The organism is Herbaspirillum sp. Sphag64 (assembly GCF_014192645.1).
Lineage (GTDB): Bacteria > Pseudomonadota > Gammaproteobacteria > Burkholderiales > Burkholderiaceae_D > Herbaspirillum.
This window is the reverse complement of record NZ_JACHYE010000004.1, coordinates 136,224-152,128: the sequence shown is the minus strand read 5'-3', so window position 1 is coordinate 152,128 and position 15,905 is coordinate 136,224. Positions and strand designations below refer to the sequence as shown.

General features: G+C 53.7%; 19 protein-coding genes. 3 read left to right on the top strand and 16 right to left on the bottom strand.

Going from position 1 to position 15,905, the window contains the following annotated elements; translation table 11 throughout:
* Positions 1–2: 2 nt before the first annotated feature.
* From FHW66_RS09330 to FHW66_RS09290, 9 genes are all read right to left on the bottom strand, one after another.
* Positions 3–239 (bottom strand): BolA family protein, encoded by a 237-nt coding sequence (locus FHW66_RS09330; RefSeq protein WP_183379505.1) that lies wholly within the window; start codon positions 237–239, stop codon positions 3–5.
* 21 nt (positions 240–260) lie between these two features.
* Entirely contained in the window at positions 261–1,025 is a 765-nt protein-coding gene (locus FHW66_RS09325; protein ID WP_183379504.1) for an ABC transporter permease, read from the bottom strand.
* Positions 1,022–1,933, bottom strand: coding sequence for an ABC transporter ATP-binding protein (locus FHW66_RS09320; RefSeq protein WP_183379503.1), 912 nt, complete (start codon positions 1,931–1,933; stop codon positions 1,022–1,024). Before FHW66_RS09320 ends, FHW66_RS09325 begins: the two co-directional genes overlap by 4 nt.
* A gap of 225 nt (positions 1,934–2,158) precedes the next feature.
* Positions 2,159–2,455 (bottom strand): lipid asymmetry maintenance protein MlaB, encoded by a 297-nt coding sequence (locus FHW66_RS09315; protein WP_183379502.1) that lies wholly within the window; start codon positions 2,453–2,455, stop codon positions 2,159–2,161.
* Positions 2,456–2,490: 35 nt separating this feature from the next.
* Positions 2,491–3,126, bottom strand: coding sequence for a phospholipid-binding protein MlaC (locus FHW66_RS09310; RefSeq protein WP_183379501.1), 636 nt, complete (start codon positions 3,124–3,126; stop codon positions 2,491–2,493).
* 245 nt (positions 3,127–3,371) lie between these two features.
* Positions 3,372–4,124 (bottom strand): VacJ family lipoprotein, encoded by a 753-nt coding sequence (locus tag FHW66_RS09305; RefSeq protein WP_183379500.1) that lies wholly within the window; start codon positions 4,122–4,124, stop codon positions 3,372–3,374.
* Positions 4,121–4,597, bottom strand: coding sequence for an outer membrane lipid asymmetry maintenance protein MlaD (gene mlaD, locus FHW66_RS09300; protein ID WP_183379648.1), 477 nt, complete (start codon positions 4,595–4,597; stop codon positions 4,121–4,123). The genes FHW66_RS09305 and mlaD overlap by 4 nt, the downstream gene beginning before the upstream one ends.
* 75 nt (positions 4,598–4,672) lie before the next feature.
* Complete coding sequence (gene mlaE / locus FHW66_RS09295) at positions 4,673–5,452, bottom strand: lipid asymmetry maintenance ABC transporter permease subunit MlaE (protein WP_183379499.1); 780 nt, start codon at positions 5,450–5,452, stop codon at positions 4,673–4,675.
* Positions 5,449–6,270, bottom strand: coding sequence for an ABC transporter ATP-binding protein (locus tag FHW66_RS09290; RefSeq protein WP_183379498.1), 822 nt, complete (start codon positions 6,268–6,270; stop codon positions 5,449–5,451). Before FHW66_RS09290 ends, mlaE begins: the two co-directional genes overlap by 4 nt.
* 254 nt (positions 6,271–6,524) lie before the next feature.
* Here FHW66_RS09290 and ychF point away from each other — a divergent pair, with 254 nt between their 5' ends.
* The 3 genes from ychF (at position 6,525) to FHW66_RS09275 (ending at position 9,801) form a co-directional block, all read left to right on the top strand.
* Entirely contained in the window at positions 6,525–7,616 is a 1,092-nt protein-coding gene (ychF, locus tag FHW66_RS09285) for a redox-regulated ATPase YchF (RefSeq protein ID WP_183379497.1), read from the top strand.
* Positions 7,617–7,633: 17 nt separating this feature from the next.
* Positions 7,634–8,521 carry an SAM-dependent methyltransferase gene (locus tag FHW66_RS09280; protein ID WP_183379496.1) on the top strand — a complete coding sequence of 296 codons (888 nt, stop codon included), beginning with the start codon at positions 7,634–7,636 and terminating at the stop codon, positions 8,519–8,521.
* Positions 8,522–8,676: 155 nt separating this feature from the next.
* Positions 8,677–9,801: a sensor domain-containing diguanylate cyclase gene (locus tag FHW66_RS09275; protein ID WP_183379495.1), complete on the top strand. Its 1,125-nt coding sequence runs from the start codon at positions 8,677–8,679 to the stop codon at positions 9,799–9,801.
* 32 nt (positions 9,802–9,833) lie between these two features.
* On the opposite strand, the gene FHW66_RS09270 is transcribed toward FHW66_RS09275, so the two are convergent.
* The 7 genes from FHW66_RS09270 to FHW66_RS09240 all read right to left on the bottom strand — a co-directional run bounded on the left by FHW66_RS09270 (position 9,834) and on the right by FHW66_RS09240 (position 15,868).
* Positions 9,834–11,453 (bottom strand): rhodanese homology domain-containing protein, encoded by a 1,620-nt coding sequence (locus FHW66_RS09270; protein WP_183379494.1) that lies wholly within the window; start codon positions 11,451–11,453, stop codon positions 9,834–9,836.
* Positions 11,450–12,082 carry a cysteine dioxygenase gene (locus FHW66_RS09265; RefSeq protein WP_183379493.1) on the bottom strand — a complete coding sequence of 211 codons (633 nt, stop codon included), beginning with the start codon at positions 12,080–12,082 and terminating at the stop codon, positions 11,450–11,452. The genes FHW66_RS09270 and FHW66_RS09265 overlap by 4 nt, the downstream gene beginning before the upstream one ends.
* A gap of 170 nt (positions 12,083–12,252) precedes the next feature.
* On the bottom strand, positions 12,253–12,510 hold the full coding sequence (locus FHW66_RS09260; protein ID WP_183379492.1) for a YfhL family 4Fe-4S dicluster ferredoxin: 258 nt from the start codon (positions 12,508–12,510) through the stop codon (positions 12,253–12,255).
* Positions 12,511–12,588: 78 nt separating this feature from the next.
* The gene (gene coaD, locus FHW66_RS09255; RefSeq protein ID WP_183379491.1) at positions 12,589–13,080 is read right to left on the bottom strand and encodes a pantetheine-phosphate adenylyltransferase; all 492 of its coding nucleotides are present in this window, start codon (positions 13,078–13,080) and stop codon (positions 12,589–12,591) included.
* A 49-nt stretch (positions 13,081–13,129) separates the two neighbouring features.
* Positions 13,130–13,771 carry a 16S rRNA (guanine(966)-N(2))-methyltransferase RsmD gene (rsmD, locus tag FHW66_RS09250; RefSeq protein WP_183379490.1) on the bottom strand — a complete coding sequence of 214 codons (642 nt, stop codon included), beginning with the start codon at positions 13,769–13,771 and terminating at the stop codon, positions 13,130–13,132.
* Positions 13,772–13,790: 19 nt separating this feature from the next.
* A complete protein-coding gene (locus tag FHW66_RS09245) occupies positions 13,791–15,140 on the bottom strand; it encodes a pitrilysin family protein (RefSeq protein WP_183379489.1) in 1,350 nt (449 codons plus the stop codon).
* Between the two features lie 41 nt (positions 15,141–15,181).
* Positions 15,182–15,868, bottom strand: coding sequence for a ParA family protein (locus tag FHW66_RS09240; RefSeq protein WP_183379488.1), 687 nt, complete (start codon positions 15,866–15,868; stop codon positions 15,182–15,184).
* Positions 15,869–15,905 lie beyond the last annotated feature (37 nt).

Sequence of the window (15,905 nt, the reverse complement as noted above, 5' to 3'; positions counted from 1 at the left end):
CCTTATTTCTGAAATTCATCAGGGGTGAGGGTTTTCATTGAAAGTGCGTGGATTTCCTCACGCATACGATCACCGAGCGCAGCATAGACCAACTGATGGCGCTGGATCAGTCGCTTGCCGGCAAAGGCCTCCGACACAATCACGGCAGTGAAATGCTGGCCGTCACCTTCAACATCAAGGTGCGAACAGGTGAGGCCGGCGGCAATGTAATTTTTAACAAGTTCAGGTGTGGGTAGCATGGTGCAGCTCTTCACAAGGGTTCAATGGGAGCCGGCGCGCAGCTTGTAGCCGCGTTTAAGCATGGTCACCGCGAGCGAGGCCAGCGCGATGAAAAAGACGGCGACGATGGCAAGGCTGACGAAAGGATCAATATCCGATTGTCCGAAAAAGCCGTAGCGGAAGCCGTCGATCATATAAAAAAACGGGTTGAAATGCGAGACTGCCTGCCAAAAAGGTGGCAGCGAGTGGATCGAGTAAAACACACCAGCGAGGAAGGTCAACGGGACAATCAGGAAGTTCTGGAACGCGGCAAGCTGATCAAATTTTTCAGCCCAAATACCGGCCACCAATCCCAACGTACCGAGAATTGCCGCTCCCATGATGGCAAAGATTGCAATCCACCATGGCGCTACAAAACTAAGATGCCCAAACCAGGCCGTGACCACAAACACCCCTGCACCAACAATCAATCCGCGCGCGATGGCAGCGAGAACATAGGCGCTGAAAATTTCCCAATGGGAGAGTGGAGTCAGGAGAACGAACACCAGATTGCCGGTAATTTTGGATTGAATCAATGAGGACGAGCTGTTGGCGAATGCATTTTGCAAGACACTCATCATCACCAGACCAGGAATCAAGAAGCCCGTGTACTGTACGCCCGGATAAACCTGCACACGATCTTGCAGAACATGGCCAAATATCAGCAGATACAGCATCGCCGTCATGATCGGCGCAGTCACGGTCTGCGTAGCGACTTTCCAGAAACGCAATACCTCTTTGTAGAACAGAGTTTGAAATCCAGTCATTTGCTGCCTTCCATGATCTGTATGAACACATCTTCCAGATCGGCTTGTTGCAACTGCATGTCGTCGATCACAGCACCACTGGTGCGTAATGCCGCCAGAATTGGTTCAACCTGGCTGTAATCGGTCACACGCAACTGATACTGACCATTGACCGCAGGCCCGTCTGATGGAATGAGTAAATTCTGTAATTGCTCTGGCAAACCACCGTGCTTGAGCCGCACTACCAACTGTGAACCAGAAATCCGTTTGATCAATGCCTCAGTTGAATCGAGTGCCACCACCTTGCCGAATTTCAGCATCGCAATCCGATTGCACAAGGCCTGCGCCTCTTCCAGATAATGCGTGGTCAGAACAATGGTATGCCCTTCCCGGTTGAGTCTGCCGATAAACTTCCACAAGGTCTGACGCAGTTCGACATCGACACCAGCGGTGGGCTCATCCAGCACGATCACGGGCGGCCGGTGAACCAATGCCTGAGCCACTAGCACACGACGCTTCATTCCTCCGGACAAGGCCCGCATATTGGTATCTGCCTTGTTGGTCAGATCCAGGCTCTCCATCACTTCGTCGATCCACTTGTCATTGTTCTTCAGCCCGAAATAGCCAGACTGCATACGCAAAGTCTCACGCACCGTAAAAAACGGATCGAACACCAACTCCTGCGGCACAACACCGAGATTGCGACGTGCTGCACGATAATCGGTGACAACATCATGTCCGTGAATCGCAACCGAACCCGCATCGGCACGATTAAGCCCCGCGACAATCGAAATCAGCGTGGTCTTGCCCGCCCCATTGGGACCGAGCAAACCAAAAAACTCACCTTCCTCAATCGAGAGCGAGACACCACCTAGCGCTTGCAGCGACTGGTAGCGTTTTTGGACATTAGTAATTTGAAGAGCAGCCATTTTGCCTGGGTTACTTAGGTTGAGTTGAGTTTGACTCGATCGACCTGCAATACCACTGTAAAACCCACTCCGTCGCGATTTGCAAATCGGCAACGAATTGAGTAGCGAAACATTCGATTATAGGGGATTTCCGGCACGGCAGCCGGATTGGTCAGACAGACTGCGTGCCGCCTAGCTCAACTGCACATTGGCAGCATTGACTCAGACTAGTCTATCGGCGAGCTGTTAGTGCGAGGAGGTGGGATGTCGATCAGAAGCGGAAGTAGGTGCATCCAGTAGTGCCGATGCACCATACAGGTCTGCGAGGCTTTGCAGGTTTGCTGGCAGCACACCCAACTCCAGGGTGCGCCCTTGATGCCGGGCAGCACGCTGCCAAGCAAGGACTGTCGCTACCGCAGAGGAATCCACATTGATCAGCGCACTCAGGTCAATGCTGGACTGACCTGCTGCAATTGCTTGCAAGCCTGCGGCCAGCACATCGCTGGCGTTATCAACGGTTAAGCTGGCAGCAGGCTTAAACATGAGATTTCCTTGGTTTACCGGATAAAGAGAGGAGATTACTTCTTGGCTGCAGAACGGGCTGCAAGCTGCGCATTCTTGTCTGTCAGGGTCTTTATCAAACCATCGATCCCGCCCTTGGAGATTTCGTTGCTGAAAGTACCTTTGTAAGCGTCGACCAGCCAGGCCCCCATGACATTGATGTCATACATTTTCCAACCCGATGATACCTTTTCCATACGATAGCTCAGCTGGATCGGATCACCGCGGGATTGCACCAACTGGGTCCGCACTTCCACCTCAGTGTCGTTTGGATCAGCACGCAGGGGCTTATATTCGATCTTCTGATCACGCACTTGGGACAGTGCACCCGCATAGGTATAGATCAGCAACGTACGAAACTGGGTTGCCAGTTGTTGTTGTTGCTCAGGTGTCGCCTGGCGCCAGAAACGTCCAGCTGCCAGAGCAGTCATGCGATCAGAGTCAACGTAGGGAACGATTTTTTCCTGCACTAGTGCCACGATGCGATTGACATTCCCGGACTGAATATCCTTATCGGCCTTGGCAATAGTGAGCACTTCATCACTAATGCGCTTGACCAATGCATCGGGGGCCTCCTGTGCGAAAGCGGCGGAGGAAAAAATCAGTGCAGAGACTGACGCGACGACAGCGAGAAATCTTGTGAATATATTCATTGTTTATTGATCCATTGTTAGGAGTAAGCACTATGCCCCGCAACACAGGTGCCAGGGCCAGGAGCAGATCATCTGCATTGACCGCCGGATGTGCAACACTTCAATTGCAAAAGTTGCAAACAGTTGTATCCAGGGCCGACGATGCAGATAGATGGGGACATCAACGTTAAGTTCAAGAATGACCAAAAGTCAACACTTCCTCTTGTATCCCCGATCAAATCACATCATCGCCTGACAACCACACTTTACGGCTTGCTCTCATCCGACTTGCCGCTGGAAGCAGCGTCAACCTTGACAGCTTTGTCCGCCTGATCGTCGGGGTGCGGCTTCGCCGCATCAATTTGAGACTGGCGACGTTGCAAATAAGCATCTCGGATGAAATCATAGCGATCCAGCGCGACATCCTCGAGCAGATTGGAAGCATCCAGCAATTGTGCACGACGATCAATCAAATTGATCGCTGTGCCAACGTTACGCCAGTCAACTGGCCGCTTGTGAGACCAGGGATCGAAGGTAACATCAACCGGCAGTGCCGCTGTATCTCGCAACGTCGATGGTCCGAGTAACGGTATGACAACATACGGACCGGAACCTACACCCCAGCGCCCGAGAGTCTGACCAAAGTCAGATTTTTGCCGCGACAGACGCATCTCGGTACTGACATCAAGCAGCCCCCCGATACCAAAAGTCGTATTGATTGCCACACGCATGAAAGAGGTGACACCAGCCTCCACCCGCCCTTGCAACAACTGGTTTACAGCCGACCACAAGTCGCCGAGGTTACCGAAGAAATTACCTACGCCAGTTTGGACGAAGTTAGGGGTCACATATTTGTACGCCTCGGCAACTGGCTTGACGATGGCCTTGTCGGCAGTGTCATTGAAGCTGAAGACAGCACGATTGAAACCTTCAATTGGGTCATTGGGATTATTGGATGTAGCGCAGCCAGTGAGCGTAACCGCCAATACCAACGCAGCGATGCGATTCACGTTAATCATTTCGCGTCATCCTTTCCATCAGCCGCTTTGCTGTACAAGAACTGACTGATGAGGTTTTCCAGCACGATAGCTGATTGTGTCATTTTAATGTTATCTCCGGCAGCCAGGTTTTTTTCATCGCCACCTGGTTCCAGCCCGATATATTGATCTCCCAGCAAACCCGAAGTCAGAATTTTGGCTGAGCTATCTTTCGGGAACTGGAACTTCTGGTCGAGATTCATGGTGACCAGCGCCTGAAAAGTCTTGTCATCAAAGGTGATCGAATCTACCCGCCCAACAACGACGCCAGCGCTTTTAACAGCGGCACGTGCCTTGAGACCACCGATATTGTCAAATTTGGCTGTTACAGCATAGGTCTTCTGGCTCAGCGAAAGCGAACTCATGTTGCCAGCCTTGAGCGCCAAAAACACGAGTGCTGCTGCACCAAGCAACACAAACAATCCAACCCACACGTCCAATATTTTTCGTTGCATACCTGCCATCCTAAATTCAATTGCGTTCCACGTCTGCATTGACGTGAACAATGTTTGTCACTTGCCGAGCAACAATCAGCTGAACATCAACGCTGTCAGCAAGAAGTCGAGTCCCAACACCAACAGCGATGCAATCACTACTGTACGAGTGGTCGCACGGGCTACCCCCTCTGGAGTAGGCTTCGCTTCATAACCCTGATACAGAGCCACGAAGGTAACCGCGATACCAAAGACAACACTCTTGATTACGCCATTGGCGATATCGTTCCATACATCGACACCGGCCTGCATCTGTGACCAGAAGCCACCCTCATCAATACCAATCAGCAACACGCCTACCACGTAGCCACCAATCACGCCGACCGCACTGAATATTGCTGCCAGCACCGGCATCGCCACCACACCTGCCCAGAATCGCGGCGCAATGACGCGTTGCAGTGGGTCAACGGCCATCATTTCCATCGCAGCCAACTGCTCGCCCGCCTTCATCAGGCCAATCTCTGCGGTGAGCGAGGTCCCCGCCCGCCCGGCGAACAGCAAGGCGGTAACTACCGGCCCCAATTCGCGCGTCAATGATAAGGCAACCAACAACCCCAATGCCTGCTCGGAACCGTATTTGTTGAGCGTGTAATACCCTTGCAGACCAAGCACAAAGCCGACAAACAAGCCGGAGACCGCAATGATGACCAGTGAATAATTGCCAATAAAGTGAATCTGATCACTGACCAACCGTGGTCGCCGCAACAATCCACCTGAAGAGCGTATCACTGTCCAGAACATCCGGGTGGCAAAGCCAAGTCCTTGCAGAAACTCGCGTGTACCGCGACCAAGGGCACCAAATGCATCAAGAATCATGCTTGCCCTCCACGGCTGCTGTCGCGCGGCAGACCGAGGTCATCGGCCAGCGTTGTTCCCGGATAATGGAAAGGCACCGGGCCATCGGCTTCGGCATGCACGAATTGTTTGACATAGGGGTCTTGTGAGGCACGCATGTCTTCGGGTGTACCTTGCGCCACAATCTTTCCCTGCGACAGAAAGTAAACATAATCAGCAATCGCAAAGGACTCATTGACGTCATGCGACACCAGAATCGAGGTCGACCCCAGCGCATCGTTGAGCTTGCGAATCAGATTTGCCGTGACGCCCATGGAAATCGGATCAAGCCCTGCAAATGGCTCGTCATACATGATCAACGCAGGGTCCAGAGCGATCGCACGCGCCAGCGCAACACGCCGCGCCATCCCCCCGGAAATTTCAGAAGGCTTCAACTGTGCTGCATTGCGCAAACCAACGGCGTTGAGCTTGAGCAAAACGAGATCACGAATCAGCTCTTCCGACAGATTAGTGTGTTCACGCAGCGGAAAGGCAACGTTATCGAACACGCTCATGTCGGTAAACAAGGCACCATTCTGGAACAGCATCCCCATCTTGCGACGCAATTGATAGAGCCCGCTGGTGTCAAGAGAAGGGACGTTTTTCCCGTCGACTTCAAGCGCGCCGGACTGGGCGCGCAACTGGCCGCCGATAAGGCGCAGGATCGTGGTCTTGCCTGAGCCTGAACCGCCCATGACGGCAATCACTTTACCGCGCGGGAAGTCCATGTGCAGCCCTGTCAGAATAGGGCGATCACCATATCCGAAATGCAAGTCGCGGATTTCAACAATGTTAGACAAAGGAATACCCGGAATTCTGTAAAGCCGCCATTGTAAAACAAAAACAACAGTTGCCCTCCGTAACGTCATAGCAAGATGCGATAAATGATGGCCACACAACAGACACAAAGCACATGCGCAGCATCTTGATTTCAAAGCCAATTTTCGCACCAAGTTTCCAAGCAGCAATGCGAGACGTGCCAAGCCTGCGCAGAATGATGGTGGCGAGTCTGTCCTTGTTACAATACGGGTTTTGATCAAGAAAGAAAGTTGTCATGAGCCTCAAATGTGGCATCGTGGGTCTGCCCAACGTCGGTAAGTCAACCCTGTTCAATGCGCTGACCAAGGCGGGCATTCCTGCTGAGAACTACCCATTCTGTACCATCGACCCCAATGTGGGCATGGTGGAAGTACCCGATCCTCGTTTGCAGGCGCTGGCAGAAATCGTCAAACCGGAGCGCATATTGCCGGCCACAGTTGAGTTCGTCGACATCGCCGGACTGGTAGCTGGCGCCTCCCAAGGCGAAGGCCTCGGCAATCAGTTCCTGTCGCATATCCGTGAAACTGACGCTATCATCAACGTGGTGCGCTGCTTTGAGGATCCGAACGTAATCCACGTGGCAGGTCGCGTGAGTCCGCTCGATGACATCGCCGTGATCGAGACCGAACTGGCGCTGGCCGATATGGGTACGGTAGAAAAAGCGATCCATCGTGAAAACAAGAAAGCACGTTCCGGCGACAAGGATGCAGTCAAACTGGTCGCACTGCTGGAACGCATCATGCCAGCACTCGATAAAGCCAAACCGGTGCGTGCGCTGGGTCTGGATGCTGAAGAAATGGCCTTGATCAAGCCACTGTGCCTGATCACTGCCAAACCGGCCATGTACGTTGCCAATGTTTCTGACTCCGGGTTCACCAACAATCCTTTACTGGATCAACTGACTGCTTACGCAAACGAACAAAAGGCACCGATCGTTGCGATCTGCGCAGCCATTGAAGCAGAAATCGCCGATCTCGACGATGCCGATAAAGGTGCATTCCTGGCTGACATGGGAATGGAAGAGCCTGGCCTGGATCGCCTCATTCGCGCCGGGTTCAAGCTGCTCGGCCTGCAGACCTATTTCACAGCCGGCGTCAAGGAAGTGCGCGCCTGGACAGTCCCTGTAGGCGCTACCGGACCTCAGGCTGCTGGCGTAATCCATACCGACTTCGAGCGCGGCTTCATTCGTGCCCAAACGATCGCCTACGAAGACTTCATTGCCTTCAAGGGAGAAGCTGGTGCCAAGGAAGCCGGCAAGATGCGGGCTGAAGGCAAGGAATACGTGGTCAAGGATGGCGACGTGATGAACTTCCTGTTCAACGTCTGATCGTTGCGCAACACGGCATGAACAACAAGAAAAAAATCGCATCGACCAAGGCAGGCACCAGTGCTCCCAAGACTGGCGCCGATCAGCTGGAGTTGCGTCCCGGGCAATCGGTTGAACTGCTCAAGGAACTGCATATCCTGACACGTGATGGCAAGCTCAATCAGGACAGCCGGCGCAAGCTCAAGCAGGTCTACCACCTATACCAGTTTATCGAGCCGCTGCTACAGGAGTTGCGCCTGTCGCATCCCGACCTGAGTCTGGTAGACCATGGCGCAGGCAAGTCCTACCTGGGTTTCATCCTGTACGACTTGTTCTTCAAGACACTGGAAGGCAATGCGCACATCTATGGCATTGAAACCCGCGAAGATCTGGTACAGAAGTCTGCAGAACTTGCCAAACGCCTGGAATTTCCGGGCATGTCCTTCCTCAACCTCTCAGTAGCAGAGTCGACTGATTCTGCGGCCTTGCCACCTACTGTTGACGTCGTTACCGCGCTACATGCATGTAATACAGCTACCGACGACGCAATCGACTTTGCACTGAAAAAGCAAGCCAAAGCCATTGTACTGGTGCCCTGCTGCCAGGCCGAGGTGGCCTCGGTACTGAATCGCAATAAGGGAAAATCGCTCGGCCGTACCTCCCTGACAGAACTGTGGCGTCATCCATTGCATACACGCGAGTTTGGTAGTCAAGTCACCAATGTGCTGCGCTGCCTGCAATTGGAGGCGCATGGCTATCAGGTCAGCGTCACAGAACTAGTGGGCTGGGAACATTCCATGAAGAATGAGCTGATCATTGCCCGCTACAAGGACTTGCCACGCAAACGACCTGCCGAACGGCTACAGGAAGTCCTGCAATCGCTCGGTCTGGAGGAGTTGCAGACTCGCTTTTTTGTACCAGCCTGAACGGTGTAAAAACCGATGCAACAGGCTTACCAGCGCGCTGGCAGTGGTGGTAAGCTTGGATCCTGGTCCGAAGCAGGCAAGAATGTGTACAGTAACAGGGGGCGTCGCGGTGAGTATGCGGCGCTGAGGATAGGCGGCTGTATAAGCGGAACAACATGAATAGCGCTGTCGATACGAACGCACTGATCGAAGAAAATCAGCAATTGCATGCCGAGCTGCAAGACCTGCTGGAGCAGGCACGGATCAATCAGCAGATCATGCAACGGCATCAAGCATTCGATCTGCGACTGATCAGTGCCAGTGAATTCCGCGATCTGATCGAGACCGTTTCGCGCCTCATGCCACAGACCTTCAGCCTAGAGGTCGTCACGCTCACACTGATCGATTACGATTTTGATATCCGGCGCATTCTCCACGAACTGCAGATTGGTTTGGACGAATACCAGAATCTGCTGTTCCTGACCGATCCGACAGCCATCGCACCGATGGACAAACCAATACTGGGGCCGTATCGCGCCGTACATCACCGTACATTATTCCCGCATTATCAGCCCGCCAGTATCGCAATACTGCCACTGACCCGACATCAAAAATCAATCGGTTACCTAGCATTGGGCAGCGCGCACGAAGAGCGTTTTACCGGCAACCTGGCAACAGATTTCATTGAGCGACTAGCTTCCGTCGTCACTATCTGCCTGGAAAACGTGATTAACAACGAACGCCTCAAGCACATCGGACTCACCGACCAGCTGACCGGCGTCAATAATCGTCGTTACATCGAACAGCGTCTCTTCGAGGAAATCGCCCGCGCCCAGCGCGAACGCTCTGCACTGGCTTGCCTGTATATCGATATTGATCACTTCAAACGCGTCAATGATCAATATGGCCACCAAAGTGGCGATGAAGTGCTGCGCGAAGTCGCCACCCGTATCAAAAAGGAATTACGTCTGAGCGATGCCCTGGGACGTTTTGGTGGCGAAGAATTTGTAGTGCTATTAGTACAAGCAACCCTGCTCGATGCCGCACGTATCGCTGAGCGCATCAGGGCTAGTGTTGCCTTGAAACCGATCAGGATCGCCGGCAGTAACGAGAGTGGTGAGGAAAATAGCGGCGCAACCGAGCTACAAATCACTGTGTCGATCGGAGGATCTGCACAAACGCCCCCAGATAGCTCAATTCCGACAGATACCGCGCGCGCGCGACTGCTGGCACAGGCAGATCAAGCACTCTATCGCGCCAAGGAAAGCGGACGCAACCGGGTTGTTGTCGGCAAAAAGTAATCCTGTAGGCGCTCCACCGGGCGCCTCTATGGCTAAATGACTCTGAAGCCGTGCGTCCCATCCCGACCTAACTGCTCCACCAAACCGAATTCCCAATCCAGATAGGCTTGCATTGCCGAGGCCGGATTGTCAGTACCTTCATAGGGACGGCGATAACGATCTATCCTCGGCGATGCCAGTCTGGTTTCGCCACTTTCAAGTGGCAAGCCTGCTGCTTTCCAGGCGGCATTTCCACCATTGAGCAGAAACACCGGTAAATCCGTGATTCGCGCCAAATCAGCGGTGGCATACGCAGCCAATGAACCACTACCGCACGTCAGCACATAACGCTGTACACGCTGCCATGGCAATTGCTTCAAGGCTTGCTGCAATTGCGAACGCAATACAAACCACGCACCGGGAATATGCTGCTTCACATAGTTGGCACTCGCGGAAACATCCAGAACAACGGTCGCATCAGACTCTTGCAACCAGCGCGATAACGTTTCCGGCGTAACGATTTCACTGACAGGCACGGGTGGCAGTAGCGGTCTGGCCCGGCCAGTTTCATTGAAATGAATCTGATCGACACCATCCAGGACGGCCACTTCCCACCCCATTTGCGCGAGCCAGGATCCAGTCATATTGGCACGCACACCATCATCGTCAACCAGCACGATACGCGCACCGCGCACGGTCGCATTGGCTTCTGTTTCCTGCACCAGCTGCCCTCCGGGCGCACTTAAAAAACCACTGATGTGACCGGCTTCATACTCCCCCGGTGTGCGCACATCAAACTGATAAGTGGTGCGTGTCAATTCCTGACGCCACACCTGCAAGTGTTCCCAGCTCAGCTGCAGAACGCCGGCACGATCAGCGACGGCGCGTGCATCATCGACAGCCTGGCGAGCGGTCTCTGGATTAGTCCCCTCAGGAAAGCACCGATCACTGCCATGCTCCAGTTTCTGCCCGGCCAATGTCCAGCCAATGGTTCCATTGCGCAGTGCATGTACCTGATTAGGAATACCCAGATTCACCAAGGATTGGGTCCCGATGATGCTGCGCGTGCGACCGGCACAATTGACGATGACACGCGTCTTTGGGTTCGGCGCCAAAGTACGCACGCGAAGTGCCAGCTCGGCGCCGGGCACGCTGACCGAGCCAGGTATATTCATGTTCTGATATTCGTCGAAACGACGGGCATCAAGTACGACCAGGTCTTCGTTAGCATCGAGCAAGGCTTTCACCTCCTGCGCCGACAACGAAGGGGTATGACTGCGACTCTCAACCAGTTCACCGAAGGCCTTGCTGGGCGCATTGACGTCCTGAAACAACTCGCCACCAGCTGCCAGCCAGCCACGCACACCACCTTCGAGAATACTGATGTCACTGTAACCAAGCATGTGCAAGCGCTGCGCAGCGATCTCTGCCAGCCCCTCACCATCATCCAGCACGACGACGGTAGTATCGCGTCGCGGCACTCGTGAATAGATCAGCAACTCAAACTGTGATAATGGCAGATTCGCAGCGAATAGCGGATGTGCCACCGCATGTGGTGCTTCTTCTCGGACATCCAGCAATGCAATTTCATGACGCGCAAGCAACGCTGAGCGGACTTGCTGATAGCTGATGTGAGCAAAATCGATAGAGGTGGAAGGGAAAGTAGCGCTCATTGTACTTTTTGCTCCCGCGAGACATCCCAGATATTGGGCAAAGTCGTGTTGGAATAGCCGGAGATAAACTCCTTCCGGGTGCCATCTTCGAGATAAACCGAACGTCGTACCGCACCGATATTGGCGCCATAGACATGAATACTGATCGAGACGCGATCATCATAGAGATTGCGCACTCGATGGATATCGTGCAAGCCCGCGATCTGAGGCGCCACTGCCTCGACGTCACCAGGCGACAAGCGCACTGGTTCACCATGCGGCACCAGCTGATCGTTTTCCCAGCGATAGGATTGCGAATCTTCTGCACCCCGCAACATGCCAATCAAGCCCCAGACGGTATGATCATGTATCGGGGTCTGCTGACCAGGCCCCCAGACAAAGCTGACGATACTGAACCGCTCAGCCGAGTCGGCATGTAGCAAATATTGGGAATAGCGTTCAGGATGCGGTTGCGCATAGGCCTCTGGCAACCAGTCGTCCACAGCCACCAACTGAGCCAGCAAGTCACCGCCAGTGCGAATGAGCTGCTCCTGCTCAAGACCGCGATCGAGCAAGGCTGAAAACGCGATAACAAAATGGCGCAGGCGTTGTTGCGCAAGAATCGGGGAAGATGGAATTGGGCTCGTCATGGCAATTGCGGTGGCATCAATACCACTGATCATACCGCGCCTGCCTGTGACTGTTGAAATACCAATTTTCTATATGCAAAAACGATCTGCAATAGCATCAGGACGACAATTGTCACTGCGTCGATAGCAACAAATAACCAGAAGAATTCTGGCGACCTGCGCAGGGTATATCAGTTTTTTGCAGCGGCCTGAAGCTGCTCATATTTGAGCATCAGTTGCTCATTCGACTCGCGCCATGCAGGATTGAACGGAATACAACTGACCGGACAGACCTGCTGACATTGCGGCTCATCAAAGTGACCGACACATTCTGTACATTTGTGGGGATCGATTTCGTAGATTTGCGGCCCCATGGTGATCGCCTCGTTCGGGCACTCGGGCTCGCAGACGTCGCAGTTAATGCAATCATCGGTGATCATCAGTGCCATTTCAAACTCCGCTTTCTATCCATGCTGCGATATTGCCTGTCCGCTCCCATTGAAGAAGCATGCCGACGGGCAATATTTTTATTGTAAATCCAACTTGGCCATCTTTTCCTTGAGCCATTTTTCGACTGAAGGAAACACAAATTTCGAGACATCGCCGCCAAGCAAGGCAATCTCTCGTACGATGGTGCCCGAAATGAATTGATATTGATCCGAGGGCGTCAGAAACAAGGTTTCGACGTCCGGCAACAGATACCGGTTCATACCCGCCATCTGAAATTCATATTCAAAGTCCGACACCGCACGCAATCCGCGCACAATCACGCGAGCATTGTTTTGCCGCACGAAGTCCTTGAGCAGGCCGGAAAAACTTTCCACCTGAACATTGGGGTAGTGCCCCAGCACTTCATTGGCAATCGACAAACGCTCTTCGAGGGAAAAAAACGGCTTCTTGTTTTTGCTGTCCGCTACCCCCACCACCAACTTGTCAAACAATCCAGAAGCGCGGCGGACCAGATCTTCATGGCCGCGCGTCAGCGGATCGAATGTTCCCGGATAAACTGCTGTTACCATCAGGGTCTCTCCTCCCAGCTAAGCAATCAGAACGCGCATTATGCCTGAATTAGCCGATGTTTTTGCGCCGCAATAAGTGATAAAACACCATCCCTGCCTTATCAGCCCTGACAATCTCCCATGCCGCCATCCACTCAGGTGCATCGTCCCCATCCAGAGCAAACTCGGATTCTACGTACATCAATCCCTGTGGCGCCAACAATTGTTGGCACAAAGGCATGATCTTTGACAACCAGTTCAGATGATACGGCGGATCGGCAAAGATCAGGTCATAGCGCTGACCGCTGCTGCGTCCGAGCATGCCTTGCAGCAATGCCAGTGCGTCACCTCGCAAAATCTCGACCTGATTCGCCTGCAGCTTATCCTTGTTCATCTGTAACTGCCGTACTGCCGGCGTATGCTGTTCGACCATTTCCACGCTAGCGGCACCTCGGCTGGCGGTTTCGAAGCCGAGCGCTCCAGTGCCTGCAAACAGATCCAGACAGCGAAGCGTCCCCCAGTCACCATCAATCAAATGGGTGATCCAGTTGAACACCGTTTCACGGACCCGGTCCGGGGTGGGACGCAAACCTTCTGCATCGACCACTGGCAAAGGCGTTCTCTTCCACTGACCGCCGATGATGCGCACCTGATGGAGCACACGCGCTGGCGCAGGAGTTGGCGCGGCATATTTTCTGACTGTTCTGCTCATGAATGATCTGACGTTGATTTCATTTCGATTGTGCTTCTGCACCGCTTTGCCCGACCACGATCGTATTCAGATTGCCGAATGCAAGCTTACGCTGGAAAGCCGCCTTGATCTGCGCAATGCTGACCTTGCTGATATTACGGGTCCAGGTATCCAGATAATTCAGCGGCATCTGGTAAAAGCCAATCACGGCAAGGGTATCAAGCAGCTTGCGATTATTGTCGATGCGCAGTGCAAAGCCACCAGTCAGATTATCCTTGGCAGCCTTCAGCTCGGCATCAGTGGGACCATTTTTCAGATAGCTAGCCACGGTCTTTCGAACCACGGCGAGCGCTTCATCAGTTTGCTCCCGCTTGGTTTGCAAACCAATCTGGAAAGGTCCAGGTTGAGCCAACGGCGAAAAATAACTGTAGACACTGTAGGTCAGCCCGCGCTTCTCCCTTACCTCACTAGTCAGACGGGAAACAAAGCCGCCACCACCGAGGATGTAATTACCGACCGTCAGCGCAAAAAAATCCGGATCGCCACGCACCAATGCAGGCATGCCAATGAGAATATGTGATTGCGAGGCAGGATGAGCAATGCGCAACTCAGAGCCCGCTGCCACGGCAACTATAGGCAAGGCGGGCAATGCCGCCCCCTGTGAAAGCTGCGCGGTCAGACGCTGAGCAATCTGATCCGCATCAGAGCGCGTAATATCGCCGATCATGGTGATCACTGCACGGTTGGCAACGTAGTGCTGGCGATGAAAAGCGACCAGATCTTCGCGCTCAATGGTGGCGACGGATTCAGCTGTTTGCTGGTGCGCGTAGGGATGATCTCCGTAGAGTGCTGACCAGAATGCGCGGGACGCGATTTCCTCAGGCTTGGTCTGGGCTTCTCGGATCCGTGCAATAGTGCGCGCCTTGTCACGGTCGAGTGCCGCTACCGGAAAAGTTGGCTGCGCCAGCAAGCGTGCAAGCAAGTCCAACGCTATTTGCCGCTCTGCGAGGCTGGACAATGTCCGCAAGGTGATGCCGGCGCGATCTTGACTGACACTGTCACCACGCTGCGCTGCAACGTCGGCTAAACCGTCGAGGATCTGCGATTCATTGAGCGCAGGCTGCTCACCGCTGGCGGCAACACCGCGAGTGAGCATGAGATTGGTGAGCGCAGCAGTGCCCGCTTTGGTCGCAGGATCACGCCGCGTACCGGCATCAAATTCGATACTCACATCGAGCATTGCGATCGCATGATTTTCGACAAACAGGACGCGCGCACCATTACTCAAGGTCCATGACTGGATCTGTAAGGCCGCGCAAGCCGCCAGAGGCAGCGCACTCAACAGCAATGCAAGCGCAAACGAACCAAAGTGGTATGACGGTTTTTTCATTTAACGATTTCTAAAAAATCTCGCAACGCGCTCGACACATTTCAGCCGCTGACTTCAGCCGCATGCGTGGCAGTTTTCGTCGTCACGTGCGCGGCAGCAACCGACGCCCCGTTGACCCAGGAAATGATCGGCTGCCATTGCTCGATATCACGCTGTACCCGCGATGCAGCAACATCCCAAAGAGTCAGACCATGTGCTGCCAGTTGCACATAATTCTGGGTATTGCGTAAATGGCTCAGTAACGGCAACTGCAAGCCATCAATGAAGCGCTGCAATTGCTCTGCCGATCGCGTCCGAGCATCGACCCGCATACCGACGATACCAACATCGATCTGCCCTTCTCTGACAGCCCGCTCATCGGCCAGTCGGCGCAAAAAATCCTGGGTCGCCAGAATATCGAACAGGGACGGCTGTAATGGCACAACAACCTTGTCAGCGATCTTGAGTACATCATTCAAGCGCCAGCCATGCAAGCCTGCCGGTGTATCAAGCACCACATGACTGGTACCTTTGGGTGGTCGGGCAATGAAATCTTCACTAATTTCCCAGGTGCTGATCGGCGCAGCCTGTAGCGGGCGCAAATCGAGCCAGGCACGAGCCGAATGCTGGCGATCGATATCTCCCAGCAGCACCGCATGCCCCCGGCTGGCAAAATAACCGGCCAGATTGGTAGACAACGTACTTTTCCCGACACCGCCTTTAGGGTTGGCAACGACAATCACCGGCATGTCTATCCTCCATCAAAGTAGCGCATCACACCCATCA